This window comes from Microbacterium sp. LMI13-1-1.1 (genome assembly GCF_040815625.1).
Lineage (GTDB): Bacteria > Actinomycetota > Actinomycetes > Actinomycetales > Microbacteriaceae > Microbacterium > Microbacterium forte.
This window is the reverse complement of record NZ_JBFPNL010000005.1, coordinates 959,896-973,098: the sequence shown is the minus strand read 5'-3', so window position 1 is coordinate 973,098 and position 13,203 is coordinate 959,896. Positions and strand designations below refer to the sequence as shown.

11 protein-coding genes are annotated in these 13,203 nt (G+C 68.0%); 3 read left to right on the top strand and 8 right to left on the bottom strand.

Annotated features, from left to right (window positions below):
• Window positions 1–199 precede the first annotated feature (199 nt).
• From MRBLMI13_RS11485 to MRBLMI13_RS11470, 4 genes are all read right to left on the bottom strand, one after another.
• Window positions 200–697 carry a hypothetical protein gene (locus tag MRBLMI13_RS11485; protein ID WP_042537097.1) on the bottom strand — a complete coding sequence of 166 codons (498 nt, stop codon included), beginning with the start codon at window positions 695–697 and terminating at the stop codon, window positions 200–202.
• Between the two features lie 92 nt (window positions 698–789).
• Entirely contained in the window at window positions 790–1,752 is a 963-nt protein-coding gene (locus MRBLMI13_RS11480; protein ID WP_367822623.1) for a class C sortase, read from the bottom strand.
• Window positions 1,753–1,854: 102 nt separating this feature from the next.
• Complete coding sequence (locus tag MRBLMI13_RS11475) at window positions 1,855–3,336, bottom strand: SpaH/EbpB family LPXTG-anchored major pilin (RefSeq protein WP_367822621.1); 1,482 nt, start codon at window positions 3,334–3,336, stop codon at window positions 1,855–1,857.
• A gap of 67 nt (window positions 3,337–3,403) precedes the next feature.
• Window positions 3,404–5,929, bottom strand: a complete 2,526-nt coding sequence (locus MRBLMI13_RS11470) for a prealbumin-like fold domain-containing protein (RefSeq protein WP_367822619.1) — start codon at window positions 5,927–5,929, stop codon at window positions 3,404–3,406.
• 212 nt (window positions 5,930–6,141) lie between these two features.
• On the opposite strand from MRBLMI13_RS11470, the gene MRBLMI13_RS11465 reads away from it, so the two are divergent.
• Window positions 6,142–6,789 carry a LysE family translocator gene (locus tag MRBLMI13_RS11465; RefSeq protein WP_367822617.1) on the top strand — a complete coding sequence of 216 codons (648 nt, stop codon included), beginning with the start codon at window positions 6,142–6,144 and terminating at the stop codon, window positions 6,787–6,789.
• A 9-nt stretch (window positions 6,790–6,798) separates the two neighbouring features.
• Here the strand turns inward: MRBLMI13_RS11465 and MRBLMI13_RS11460 are convergent, their stop codons facing one another.
• From MRBLMI13_RS11460 to MRBLMI13_RS11445, 4 genes are all read right to left on the bottom strand, one after another.
• The gene (locus MRBLMI13_RS11460; protein ID WP_367822615.1) at window positions 6,799–7,596 is read right to left on the bottom strand and encodes a DUF1206 domain-containing protein; all 798 of its coding nucleotides are present in this window, start codon (window positions 7,594–7,596) and stop codon (window positions 6,799–6,801) included.
• A gap of 65 nt (window positions 7,597–7,661) precedes the next feature.
• Window positions 7,662–8,294, bottom strand: a complete 633-nt coding sequence (locus MRBLMI13_RS11455; RefSeq protein WP_367822613.1) for a GyrI-like domain-containing protein — start codon at window positions 8,292–8,294, stop codon at window positions 7,662–7,664.
• A gap of 109 nt (window positions 8,295–8,403) precedes the next feature.
• Window positions 8,404–9,267: an AraC family transcriptional regulator gene (locus tag MRBLMI13_RS11450; protein ID WP_367822611.1), complete on the bottom strand. Its 864-nt coding sequence runs from the start codon at window positions 9,265–9,267 to the stop codon at window positions 8,404–8,406.
• A gap of 88 nt (window positions 9,268–9,355) precedes the next feature.
• Window positions 9,356–10,525, bottom strand: coding sequence for an ROK family transcriptional regulator (locus tag MRBLMI13_RS11445; protein ID WP_367822609.1), 1,170 nt, complete (start codon window positions 10,523–10,525; stop codon window positions 9,356–9,358).
• 86 nt (window positions 10,526–10,611) lie between these two features.
• On the opposite strand from MRBLMI13_RS11445, the gene xylA reads away from it, so the two are divergent.
• Together xylA and xylB are read left to right on the top strand one after the other, a co-directional pair.
• Window positions 10,612–11,799 carry a xylose isomerase gene (xylA, locus tag MRBLMI13_RS11440; RefSeq protein WP_042537080.1) on the top strand — a complete coding sequence of 396 codons (1,188 nt, stop codon included), beginning with the start codon at window positions 10,612–10,614 and terminating at the stop codon, window positions 11,797–11,799.
• A gap of 5 nt (window positions 11,800–11,804) precedes the next feature.
• Window positions 11,805–13,091, top strand: a complete 1,287-nt coding sequence (gene xylB / locus MRBLMI13_RS11435) for a xylulokinase (RefSeq protein WP_367822606.1) — start codon at window positions 11,805–11,807, stop codon at window positions 13,089–13,091.
• The last annotated feature ends 112 nt before the right edge of the window (window positions 13,092–13,203 follow it).

The following is a 13,203-nucleotide window of genomic DNA, read 5'->3' as shown; positions in this document are numbered from 1 at the left end:
CGAGGCAGTGGGGATGCCTCGTCCCTCGGACCCTCGTAGGGGTCGATTCCGCGGGGAGAGGGTTCGGCCGGGGAGCGGTCGATCTCTGCTGTGCGGGCGTCGGCCGGGAACCCGACGCGCGGCCGATGGCCATACCTACAAGACCGATATGACCGGAAAACATGACGGGGTCCACCGGACTTCTTCGACGAAAGGCACATCAGTCGACGCTCCCCGCCGGACCCACGGGTGCGAGCGACAGAAAGCGCATCCTGTTCTCGCCGTAGAAGCAGGTCTGCACCATGAACTCGCCCGTCATGCCGACGAGCGCCTCGACGTTCGACCACTTCGGAGTGTGCCTCTCCTCGACGACCTCGTAGACGACGTCAGAGCCCTCGACCATGACGCGCTGACCGAGATCCCACCCGAGAATCACGTCGCCTCCGCAGTTGTTGTGGGCGGCGAAGAGCGGAAGCACGTCGTCTATCCGATAGCTGACCATCTCGGTGAACGTGCCGTCGCAGTGGTCGAGTTCGACCATCCCGCCCTCACCCCCGAGCCGGATCGTCGGCAGCTCGTCGGGGGCGAAGATCTGATGGAACTGCTTCAGCACCGAGACCTTGACGTCACCGGTCACCTTGTCCACGAGATCGGGGGCGAACACGGATGCCGAGAGGAAAGACATCCCGAGTCCGACGAGCACGATGCTCGCGAACAACAGACCGAATCGTCGCCGCGGCCGTCGACTCGGAACAGCCCCACCGGAATCTCCTCGGTTCGAGTCGGTGCGGTCCACTCTCATGTCGACTGTCATGAGACGGATTCAGCGGCACGATGCGTGGCTCGTCGGCCGCTGCGGTTCTTGCGCCCGCGCCGGGGCATGACGACGATGAAAGTGAGCACCGGGACCCCGACGACGAGCAGCGCCCACCACGGGAATCCCGCCGGGTCGGTCGTGTCCGCGATCGTGGTGACGGAGGATTCCTCGGTCGGAGCGTCGATGCGCTCGGCGCGCACCAGAAGACGGTGGGTGTTGACGCCCGTGGGCGTGCAGGTGACGAGCGTCAGGTAGTCCTTGCCGGCGACCTGGCGCAGATCCTCGGCATCGTTCGGAAGAACGGTCTTCGTCTGGTCGACCTCGTAGTAGAGGTCTCGGCCCAGGGTGCTGACGACGATGATGTCGCCCTCGACGAGTTCGTCGATGTCGTCGAAGAGGGTTGCCTGCACGAAGCCGTTGTGCCCGGTGAGCACCGAGTGGGTGCCCGAGCCGCCCACGGGGAGGGACGATCCGTAAAGGTGCCCGATCCCGCGCGACAGTGTCTCTTCGTCGGTGCCATGGAAGATCGGCAGGTCGACGTGGATGCTCGGAATGCGGATCCGTGCCATCGTGTCTGTTCCGTCGGCGCTCAGGGTGTCGAAGTATGCCGACGCGCCCTCCCCGATCGCTGTCTGCTGACCGTCAGCGCCGAGTGCATAGGGGTCACGCAGCGGTCCGGTCGGCAGGTTCTCGTTGTACTCGTCGGCCGCGGCGAGCATCTCGTCGACGGCCGCATCGGGAATCTGCTCGACGGACTGCACGTAGCCGTCGACATCGGTGTCGTGACTCCACGCGGAGAACCACGAGGCTGCAGTCGGATAGACGAGCACCACGATGCCGATGGTCGCGATGAGCATGACGATCGACTGACTCCATCCCCACCGCGCCCTGTGCGCGGTGGCACGCGTGGAGGGTCGCGTCGGAGAATCCGGTGTGGACGCGTCGATGAGGGTCATGCTGCGCTCTCTGATCGGAGAAGGGGAAGAAGAAGGTGAAGACGAGTGGGCCGTGCGGGGGAAGGAATGTCTTCACCTCCCCCGCACGGCCGGTCTTTCGGGTTACGCCTGTGCTGCGGCCTTGCGGCGGCTGCGGATGGCGAGGAGGACCGCTCCACCGAGCAGCATGACGCCACCGGCGAGGAACAGGGTCGTGCCGGTGCCACCGGTCAGCGGAAGGGTGAAGCCGGCGTTCGAGGGAACGTTGACGACCTCGAGGTCGACGCCCACGGCCGTGGTGGCTGCGGTGACGGTGAACTCGATCGGAGCTGCGAGCAGCTCGAATCCGTCGGGTGCGACGATCTCGGCGAGCCAGTACGACTGGTAGCCGTCTTCGCCCACGGCGACCGTGGCGTTGTCCGCCCAGTCGGAGTAGCGCAGTCCCGAGATGGTCACGGTGCCGTCAGCGGCGACCGCGAACTCCGTCGAGCCGGCGAGGGCGATGGCGTTGGTGCCGTCGATCGCGTCCTGCTCGGTCGGGTACACCGAGAACACGGCGCCGGTGAGCGGTGCGCCGGCCTTGTCCGTCTTCTCGACCGTGATGTCGCCCCACTTGGTGATGACCTCAGGGGTGACCGTGGGTCCGCCGGGCTCACCGGGCAGAACCGTGTACGAACCGGCGTTCGGGTAGAGCACTGCCGTGTTGACGATCTCGCCGACCGTGTTGACCTCGGTCGTGACGACGACCTGCACCTGCGTCGCGGGGTGAGCTGCGAGCACTGCGAGGCCCGACGCGGTGAACTCGACCGTGACCGCGTTGGTCGCGGCGTCGTGCACGATCGTGTAGTCGCCCGCGGCGAGCGGGGTTCCGTCGACGAGCGAGACAGCGGCGCTGACGTAGTCGAGCTTGTCGTCGAGCGTGTCGACGATCTTGTAGCCGTCGATGACGGCGACATTGGGGATGTCACCCGTGATGGTGAAGTCGATCTCGTCGCCGAGCTTGACGTCTTCCGAGTCCTCGACGGTCTTGGTCGCCTCGGTCAGGGCGTTCTTCGGGTAGACGTGCACGTCGTACAGCCAGCTGCTGTCATCGGCCGGATCGGTCAACGGCACGGTCACGAGGAACGGCGCCACACCGGTCGAGCCCGCCAGCGGTGCGGTCTCCACCACGAAGTACAGACCCAGGTCGAGGTTCGCCAGAGCGATCTCGCCGTTCGCGTCGGTCAGCGTCTGACCGCCGACCGCGCTGGCCGTGTATCCGGCAGCGGTGATGTCTGCGACGCTGTCGGGGTCGAGGTCGGCGAGATCGTTCGCGTCGATCCAGCCCTGGTTGCTCGTCAGATCGATCGTGTCGACCTTGTAGACCGTGAAGCCCACGCCGGGCAGCGGTGCCAGTGCGACGTTCTGCTCGGTGCCGTCGTTCGGCAGGCCGGTCGGCGTCTCAGGCGCCTCGAACTTGTGGATCGTCAGCGAACCGACAGCATCCGGGTCGACGAGGTTCGGTGTCGCAGCGCTTGCGGGTGCTGCGAGGGTCAGCGCGGCGACGCCTGCGACGAGCAGACCTGCCGCGACGCGGGATCCGCGTCCGTTGGTGGGAGTGTTCACTGTGTCTCTCTCTCGGTGGCCAGGTCGCCCTGGTGGTGTACAGATGGTGGTCGGTGAGAAGTGCAGATCAGATCTGCGGGTCATCGGCGTCGGCACGTGCACTACGTCTGCGGACCCAGAGGGCCAGCGCGCCCGCGCCGAACACGGTCAGGGAACCGGCGAGGATGTAGGGCAGCGCGCCCGTCCCCCCGGTGGTCGGAAGGCTCATCGCCGGAACATCGCGCACCGTGATGATCTGGCCTGTGGCGGTCACCGCCGCGTCGCCGCCTGCCGTGATGCTCACGGTGCGGTCGGGGTTGATGGTGAACTTCACCGGCGCTGCGAGCAGGCTGAATCCGTCTGGTGCCGTCAGCTCGCTCAGCCAGTAGGTGCCGGCGGGGATGCTGTCGATCTGGAACAGTCCCGTCTCGATGCCGTTGATCGTGAACGGCAGCGCGGTGCCCGGCTCGCCGTTCGCGTCGGCGAGCACGGCGAACGAGGAGCCGTCCATGCGCACCCACGTGTTCGCGGATGCCTCGCCGACCTTCTCGATCTGCAACGGGATGCGGAACGGCTCGATCGGCGTCTCGGTGCTGTCGTTGTTCGAGCGCACCGGCCCGCCCTTGGGGTCGGTTCCCGTGGAGTAGGCCGTGTTGATGACCTTCTTCGCGTCGACATCGGCCTGTCCGATGACATACGGCGCATTCGCGACGCAGTGCGAGACCTGAGTGGGCGCGATGGTCGTGGGCGTGCACGTCACGGTGATGTTGCGCTGCGTCAGCCGGTCGTCGACCACCGTGATGTTCGCGACCGTGACGTTGCCGGTGTTGGTGACGTCGAACGCGTACATGATGTGATCGCCGAGCCCGGTCACGCCGTCCTGGTCGACGTCGACGACCGAGGCCGTCTTGTCGAGCACGATCTCGGGCGTCCATGTGGCCGGGATGATCTCGTCGTCCGTGTCGGTCACGGTGGGGCCGACGGCCGGTGTTCCGGTGGCGCGTGCGACGTTCGTCAGCGGTGCGTTGTCGATGTCGCCCTGCTGCACCACGTAGGTGGCCGTGCAGGTCATCTTGGCGCCGCTGGCGAGCGTGGAGCCCTGCGGCGGAACGCAGGTCAGGGCGCTCATGTCACCGACACCGGAGAACGCGTCCTCGGTGATGCGCACATTCGTCAGGTTGGTGTTGAGCGTCGTGTTGGTCGGTGCCTTGGGAGTCGTGTTGGTCGCCACGAAGGAGTAGGTGATGACGTCGCCGACCTTGGTGTACACCTTGTCGGGGTCGGTGTCGCTGGTCACGGCGACCCCGTTCACGGCGGTGATGCTCTTGACGATGTCGATCGACGGCTGGATGACCTCGAGCGAGGCGTTGGCCGGCGGGTTCAGGTTCGTCGTGATGTTGGCCGGGCCGTTGATGTAGGTGCCGTTGACCGTCGAGGTGACGTCGACCGTGATCGTGCACGAGGCCTGGCCCAAGGCCAGGTCGCCGCCGGTGACCGACACCGAGGTTCCGCCTGCGGGTGCCGTGACCGCATAGGCCGCACCGGCGCGCTGGACGCAGGTTCCGCCGACGTTCGGCGCCGCCGCGATCTTGAGGTTCGCCGGCAGCGCGTCGGTGATGAACCAGTCGTTCTTGGCCATGAGGTCGCTCGTGTTCGTGACCGTGAGCGTCATCTTCGAGGTCGAGCCGTTCGTGATCACCGTCGGGCTGAACGCCTTGTCGAGCTGAGGAGTCACATCGACGATCTGCGGCAGGTCGAACGCGACGTCGTTGCCCGAACCCGTGGCGGTCGCGTTGAACAGCGTCAGGCCGAGGTTGGCCGTGGTTCCGACGGGCACCTGATAGGCAGCAGACTGCAGCTTCGCGGTCTGCGTGCCCCAGAAGGTGTTGTTCGTGCAGGGGTTCAGACCCGTGCTGAGCACGATCGGGTTGCCGTTGACGATCAGGCTGAACGTCTCCTTGGGCTGGTTCGCACCACCGGCGGCGGGGCAGTTGACCGCGGCGAAGTACGCCGACACGGCGTAGTAGTGTCCGGCGACCGCGGGGATGGTGTTGACCGTGCGGAACTGCGTGCCGGCGGCGATGACGCCGTTCGTCGCGTTGGTGTACGAGGTGAGCACCTGGTTCGTCGCGGCCTGAGCCGCCGTCTGCCCTTGCGCTGTGCCCAGTGCCGCCGCCATCTGCTGAAGCGTGGGCCAGGTCGTGGTCGGGTTGTTGAGGCAGCCGAGATCGGTGACGGGCGCCGTCGGGGTCACGCTGCTCATGACCCATCCGTTGCACTGGTTGCCGGCGGGCGTGTACTGAGTCGAGGCGGTGTACGTCGAGTTGGCCGCGGCCGCGCCACCCGTGTAGTTCAGGATGCTGATCGGCAGGAGCGACGCGTTCTGGTTCGAGAAGTTCTCGGTGTACACGGGCGTGCCCGGCTGCGGGGTGCCAGGAGTGCCAGGCACCGTCGCCGCGGCCGTGATGCCGCTGTTGGGGGCGAGAGTCGCGCCGGCGACGAGCACGCCGGCGATGGCGAGCACGCCGAGCAGCCGCGTCATCGCCCGTCGGCGAGGCGCGACTCCGGAGCGTGATGACCGCTCCGTCGTGCGGTGGTGCGAGCGAATGCTCATGAATGTCCCAATCCCGGCGCGCCGATCCCGTCCGCCACGTATGGCGAGCAGGAGAGGCGGATGCCTTTTCCCCGAAAAGTCGTGTGTGTCCCCAGTGCGAACAGGAAGCAGAAGCTGCCTGTCACATACCCAGACCTGGATGCGGAGTTTTTATGACGGGCGCGAGAAAAAACTTTTCGAGGGTCTCCGCGGGCCTGCCCTAAGCTCGCAGCATGTTCAGCGCCGAGACCCTTGCGACCTTCGTCGTGGCCGCGTTCGTGATGGTCGTGATCCCCGGGCCGACGGTGCTCTTCACGATCGGCAGAGCGATGGCCCTGGGGCGGCTCGGCGGGTTCCTCAGCATCCTGGGCACGGCGCTCGGGTCGATCGTGCTGGTCGTCGGCGTCGCGCTGGGGGTGGGCACGGTGGTGGCGCAGTCGATCGTGCTCTTCACGATCGTGAAGGTGCTCGGCGCCGGCTACCTGGTGTTCCTCGGCATCCAGGCGATCAGGCATCGCAAGGACTCCGCGGCCACGATGACCGCGCCGGTGGCGAGGCGATCAGGCGTGCGGCTGCTCGTCGAGGGTTTCGTCGTCGGCGTCACCAACCCCAAGTCGATCGCCTTCTTCCTGGCGATCCTCCCGCAGTTCGTCGACCTGCACGCGGGGTCGGTGCCGATGCAGCTGTTCGTGCTCGGCGCGATCGTCGTCGCGATCGGTGTCACCTGCGATGCGATCTGGGTGCTGCTCGCCAGCGGCGCCCGTGAGTGGTTCGGTCGATCTCCTCGCCGCATCGAGGCCATGGGCGCCACCGGAGGTGGGCTCATGATCGGCCTCGGCGCTTTCCTGCTGCTGTGGAGCGAGAAGCCCGCTAACGGCTGAGGCGCAGCGTCACATCCGTGCGAAGCGCGCACGGACCATCGAGAAGATGCCGTAGATCGCGAGTCCGACCCCGACGAGCCAGAGGATCGCGCGGCCCTGGGGCAGGTCGATCAGACTCCGCAGTGCTCCATCCAGGCCCGCAGCCTTCTCGGGGTCCTGCGTCCACGCCGCGACGACGAACAACAAGCCGGTCACGGTGATCGCGATGCCCTTGGCGATGTAGCCCGCGATGCCGAGGGCGATGATCCCGGGCCGCGAGGGCCCCTCCGGAACATCCATCGTCTTCTCGAAGCCCCGGGTGAAGCCGATGACGATGAACCCGACACCCACACCCGCCACGGTGAGCCCGACGATGATGAGCAGCACGATCCCGCCGGGAGCACCGAGGATCACCGCGCTGAGGGCGCGCAGCGTCGTCTCGGACTCGACATGTCCTCCGAAGGCGAAGATCAGCGCAAGGCCGGCGATCACGAGGTACGCGCCCGCGATGCCGATGAGCTTGATCCTCAGCCCCCACTTGCGGGGCTCCTTGCCGCGGGCGAGGAGCCCGCTGGCGATCTGCCACACGGCGAGGGCGACCAGCGCCACCGCGACCAGCCCGAGAACCAGCCCGCCGACGGGGGTCGAGCGGATCTGCTCCATCGCTCCGTCCTGGTCGGCGTCGCCGCCGCCGCCTGTGGCGATGGAGACGGCGATCGCCCCGATGATGATGTGCACGAGACCGACCACGACGAAACCTGCCCGCGCCACCCGTCGGAAGGCATCGGATCGCTGCGCGGTGCGCGCGGCACCCTTCGCTGAGGTCATCCGAGCAGGATATCCCCCGCCACGAAGAACGCCGGAGGGGTTGCGCGGAGCGCGCTCGACACTCGTCAGCCGGTGCGCTCCACGGGCTGGCGCAGGATCGTCCGGAGCTTCGACGGATCGACGCGCCTGACATCGCTGAGGTAGACCTCGTGGTGCAGCCCCGTCATGGCCAGATCGTTCTCGGGGATGAACCGGTGGTGCAGCTCGTCGAGCACCGGGGCCTCATCGTCGTATGAGCCGACGTGAAGGGTCTGCACGCACAGTCCCTCGTCGAGGGTCTCGAGCCGCACGGACCGCAGCGCGGGAGATGCCTGCTTCTTCTTCGCGAGCTTCTCCTCGACCGTATCGACCGCGCGATCGAACATCTCGCGGGTGACGTGCTCCGGCACCATGATCATCAGAGTCCATTCCCACGCCGACTTGTCGCGGCGCGATGTGAACGACTCCATGTCGGGTGCGTGCCACTGCCCCTCGAGAGGCATCACGACCGTGTCGATCCCGAGCTGGTCCCTGCTCGCGAACTTGAGCGTGTAGGCGACGGGGAAGAGGGCGGACACCGCATCCTGATACGCCTGGGCGCTGTTCGGGTCGCCCGCGCCGTCGACCATCAGGTACTGCATCGGGGGAACCTCGAGGATGCGGAACTCACCGCGCTTCGCCCGATAGGCGTCGAGGGTCTTCTTGGGATCGAGCGCCATCGCGGGTCCTCTCACGGCGGCATCGGCATCCGACCGTCGCCACAGTGTCGCACGGGCCGCAGACATCGGGTGGGCGGCGCGACAGTCCGTGCCGCCCACCCGAGTCGCGTCACGCCGGCTCGACCGCCAGCCAGAGCTCGCAGGACGCGTGCGAGCCGGTGAACTCGAGGTACCGCACGATGGACGGACCAGGGCGCAGCCGCCAGGGGTTCGACGGGAACCACTCGGTCGCCGTGGCCGCCCAGAGGGTCTGCAGGGTCTCAGGGAACGGACCTGACGCGGAGAAGACCGCCCACGCGCCCGCCTCGACCCGGATGGCGTCGAGGTCGTCGGGAACCACGGTGGATGCAGACACGGAGACGCCATGCAGATAGGTGAGCTCCGTCCCCTCCGGCGCGTCCGGTGCGACATCACCGGTGACGGCGAGGATTCCGCCGGGCTCCGCGTCGCTCATCGCCTTCAGCCTGAGATGCTCTTCGGGTGCGATCGAGGCGATGTGCGCCTGGATGTGCGGATTCGCGCCCTCGTGGATGAGCGGCACTCGCGCGGCGTGGCCGACGAGCCCGAGCTCGGGGGTGGTGGTGATGGTGACGTCCATCTGGGTGCTCCCTTCGACGCTCAGGCGGAACCGGAGCGTGGGTTGTGTGCGGAGAGGACCCCCGTCGCGGCGCGCGTCGACCGGACTGATCCCGTGCACGGCGCGGAACGCGCGGGCGAACGCCTCGTTCGAGCCGTAGCCGTGTCTCACCGCGACATCGAGCACGTTGGGGGCGCCGGCGGCGAGTTCTGCTCCGGCGAGCGTCATCCGGCGGCGGCGGACATACTCCGACAGCGGCATCCCGGCCAGAGCCGAGAACATCCGCCGCAGGTGGTACTCCGTCGTCCCGTGGACACGAGCGAACCCGGCGACGTCGATCTCGTCTGCGGCGTCAGCCTCGACGAGATCGACCAGTGCGTTGAGCGTTCCGATCATGAGGTCCTCCTTTCCTCACCATCGTGCGATCCGAGGGTGTGCCGCGACCCGACTTTCCGCGTCGGATCCGATCAGTCGCCTCGCGAGGTCAGCTGCGCTCCCCCGGATCCGCGAGCAGGTCGGCGAGGGCCAGTTCGGCCGCGCCGATCAGCAGCCTGTCGGCGCCGAGAGCGGCAGGACGGATCTCGAGCGTCTCCGCGCTCTCCGGCATCGCCAGCGCACGCACGTCGTCCGCGATCTGCGTCGCCCTCAGATCGGCGATCGTCGCGAGGAACCCTCCGAGCACGACGAGAGCGGGGTTGAGCACGTTGACGGCGTTGGCCAGCGCCCCCGCGAGCACACGCGCCTGACGCGTGATCTCATCAGTCACCACCGCCGATCCGGATTCCGAGAGCTCGGCGTCGAGCGTCTCGTCATCCGCCGTATCGAGGCCCACCGCGTCGAGCAGCAGACGGCGACTCACCTCGGCCTCGAGCACGCCATCGGCGGTGCGGCGATCCGCGTCTGCAGAGATCCGCGGCCTGTTCTGGCCGAACTCCCCCGCGTATCCGCCCGCGCCGGCGACCGGCTTGCCGTTGACGATCAGGCCGCCGCCGATGCCCGACGCACCTCCGTTCAGGTAGACGACGTCGTCGATGCCGCGGCCGGCGCCGTAGCGGTGCTCGGCGATGGCCCCGAGCGTCGCATCATTGTCGACGAAGGCGGCAGACGACGTGGCCGCGGAGACGAGGTCGGCGAGCGGCACGTCGGTCCAGCCCAGATGCGGCGCGTTGCGCACGACCCCGTCGGAGGCGCGCACGAGACCGGGCACGGCGACGCCGATGGCCGCGATCCGCGCATCGGCGAGCGGCCCCTCGCGCCATGCGGCGATGCGCTCGGCGATCGTCGCCGCGACGACTCCGGGTGTCGGCACCGTCTCGTTCGGCAGGCGTTCGCGCACGAGGATGCTGCGGTCGAGGCCGACCGCAGCGATCTCGATCGCATCGACCTCCGGGTTCACCGCGATGGCGACGATGCGAGCAGAGGCCGTCACGACCGGCGACGGTCGACCCACGCGACCGGCGACGTCCGGGACCCGCTCGTCGACGAGCCCCCGTCTGACGAGCTCTGCGACGAGGTCGGCGATCGTCGAGCGGTTGAGCCCCGTCTGCTCGGTGAGAGCTGCTCTCGACTGGGCGCCGTTCTCGTGCACGAGCCGCAGGATGAGGGAGAGATTGTGGGGGCGGGTGCCCAGCGCGGGGCTCGACTGCGACGGCATCCCTTCACTGTAGGGGGTGGACGCGCCCCCTGTCATGAGATATGTTGTCAAGCACAACTTATTCGATGACCTGCACAGGAGCAGCCATGAGCACCCCCACCCGCGATGACAAGTTCTCCTTCGGCCTGTGGACCGTCGGCTACAACGGGGCAGACCCCTTCGGCGGCCCCACCCGGCCGGCGCTCGACGTGGTGCACGCCGTCGAGAAGCTCGCCGAGCTCGGCGCCTACGGTCTGACCTTCCACGACGACGACCTGTTCGCCTTCGGATCGACCGACGCCGAGCGCCAGACGCAGATCGACCGACTCAAGGGCGCCCTCGACGACACGGGCCTCGTCGTGCCGATGGTCACCACCAACCTGTTCAGCGCACCCATCTTCAAGGACGGCGGCTTCACGTCGAACGACCGCGACGTGCGCCGGTATGCGCTGCGCAAGGTGTTCCGCCAGCTCGACCTCGGCGCGGAGCTCGGCGCCAAGACGTTCGTCATGTGGGGTGGGCGCGAGGGTGCCGAGTACGACTCCGCGAAGGACATCCGCCAGGCACTCGAGCGCTACCGCGAGGCCGTGAACCTGCTCGGCGACTACGTCACCGACAAGGGCTACGACATCCGGTTCGCGATCGAGCCGAAGCCCAACGAGCCGCGCGGCGACATCCTGCTGCCGACCCTCGGACACGCGATCGCCTTCATCGATTCGCTCGAGCGCCCCGAGCTCGTCGGCGTGAACCCCGAGGTGGGTCACGAGCAGATGGCCGGACTCAACTTCACCGCCGGCATCGCGCAGGCGCTCTTCCACGGCAAGCTATTCCACATCGATCTCAACGGTCAGCGCGGCATCAAGTACGACCAGGACCTCGTCTTCGGTCACGGCGACCTGCACAACGCCTTCTCGCTCGTCGACCTGCTCGAGAACGGCGGCCCCGGCGGAGTACCCGCCTACGACGGCCCCCGCCACTTCGACTACAAGCCGAGCCGCACCGAAGACGAGAAGGGCGTCTGGGACTCTGCGGCCGCGAACATGCGCACCTACCTGCTCCTGAAGGAGCGCGCTGCGGCGTTCCGCGCCGACCCCGAGGTGCAGGAGGCACTCGCGGCGGCTCGCGTCGACGAGCTCTCGACGCCGACCCTCAACCCCGGAGAGAGTTACGACGACTTCCTCGCCGACCGCTCGGCATACGAGGACTTCGACGCGAACTCCTACTTCGGCGGCAAGGGCTTCGGCTTCGTCCGACTGCAGCAGCTCGCGACCGAGCACCTGCTCGGCGCTCGCTGATCGACATGCCGCTGGTTCTCGGGGTCGACTCGTCGACCCAGTCCTGCAAGGCCGTCGTCGTCGACACGGCGACCGGAGCGGTCGTCCGCGCCGGTCGCGCGACGCACCCTGACGGGACGTCGGTCGACCCCGAGGCCTGGTGGCGTGCCCTGAACGCCGCGATCACGGAGGCCGGCTCTCTCGACGAGATCGAGGCCTGGTCGATCGGCGGGCAGCAGCACGGCCTGGTGGCGCTCGACGAATCCGGCCGTGTCATCCGCGATGCACTGCTGTGGAACGACACGCGCTCCGCAGGCGCGGCGACGGATCTGATCGCCGAGTACGGAGCAACCGAGCTGGCCGCGCGCACCGGGCTCGTTCCCGTGGCCTCGTTCACGATCACGAAGCTGCGCTGGCTGCGCGATCACGAGCCCGAGAACGCGGCACGGGTGGCCGCGGTCGCTCTTCCGCACGACTGGCTGACGTGGCGCCTGCGCGGCTTCGGCCCGGAGAACCCGGTGCTCGACGAGCTCGTGACGGATCGGTCGGATGCCTCGGGCACCGGCTACTGGAATCCGTCGACGGGCGAGTACGACCGTGAGCTGCTGGTCGCCGCTCTGGGGCACGATGCGATCCTGCCCCGGGTGCTCGCACACGACGAGTGGACGACGGATGCCGATGGTCGGCGCGTCGGCGCCGGAGCCGGAGACAACGCCGCTGCCGCACTCGGACTCGGCGCCGTACCCGGGGATGCGGTCGTGTCGATCGGCACATCCGGCACGGTGTGTGCGATCAGCACCACCCCGCTGAGCGATGCGACCGGAACTGTGGCAGGGTTCGCCGATGCCTCGGGCAACTTCCTCCCTCTCGTCGCCACGCTCAACGCGGCCCGGGTCGTCGACGTGACGGCAGCACTGCTCGGTGTGACGCACGACGAGTTCAGCGATCTCGCTCTGCAGGCCACGCCGGGCGCGGACGGACTCACGCTGCTCCCCTACTTCGAGGGCGAGCGCACACCCAACCTGCCGGATGCCACGGCATCCCTCTCGGGCATGACACTGGCATCCACGACCAGGCAGAACCTGGCCCGCGCTGCGGTCGAGGGGATGCTGCGCGGACTGGGCGCGGGCCTCGACGCGCTGCGCGACCTCGGCATCCCTCTCGAGCGCGCCCTGCTGATCGGCGGCGGCGCGCAGTCGGAGGCCGTGCGCCGCGTCGCGCCGGAGATCCTCGGTCTCCCCGTCGAGGTGCCGGAACCCGGTGAGTACGTGGCGCTCGGCGCTGCGCGCCAGGCTGCTCTGATCGTCGACTGATCCTGCACACCTGCCCCTCGGGAGGACGGCCCCTCGGGAGGAGATCTGCGCTTCGGGAGGAGCGGTGCACGGCATCCGTCCTCCCGAGGCGCAGTCCTCCTCCCGAACCGGT

What these genes read in the sequence shown, in the direction of transcription:
- MRBLMI13_RS11480 (WP_367822623.1), bottom strand. Translation starts at nt 1,752, where the DNA reads ATGACCCTCATCGACGCGTCCACACCGGATTCTCCGACGCGACCCTCC.
- MRBLMI13_RS11450 (WP_367822611.1), bottom strand. Translation starts at nt 9,267, where the DNA reads ATGATCGGAACGCTCAACGCACTGGTCGATCTCGTCGAGGCTGACGCC.
- xylB (WP_367822606.1), top strand. Translation starts at nt 11,805, where the DNA reads ATGCCGCTGGTTCTCGGGGTCGACTCGTCGACCCAGTCCTGCAAGGCC.
- MRBLMI13_RS11455 (WP_367822613.1), bottom strand. Translation starts at nt 8,294, where the DNA reads ATGGCGCTCGATCCCAAGAAGACCCTCGACGCCTATCGGGCGAAGCGC.
- MRBLMI13_RS11465 (WP_367822617.1), top strand. Translation starts at nt 6,142, where the DNA reads ATGTTCAGCGCCGAGACCCTTGCGACCTTCGTCGTGGCCGCGTTCGTG.
- MRBLMI13_RS11460 (WP_367822615.1), bottom strand. Translation starts at nt 7,596, where the DNA reads ATGACCTCAGCGAAGGGTGCCGCGCGCACCGCGCAGCGATCCGATGCC.
- MRBLMI13_RS11470 (WP_367822619.1), bottom strand. Translation starts at nt 5,929, where the DNA reads ATGAGCATTCGCTCGCACCACCGCACGACGGAGCGGTCATCACGCTCC.
- MRBLMI13_RS11445 (WP_367822609.1), bottom strand. Translation starts at nt 10,525, where the DNA reads ATGCCGTCGCAGTCGAGCCCCGCGCTGGGCACCCGCCCCCACAATCTC.
- xylA (WP_042537080.1), top strand. Translation starts at nt 10,612, where the DNA reads ATGAGCACCCCCACCCGCGATGACAAGTTCTCCTTCGGCCTGTGGACC.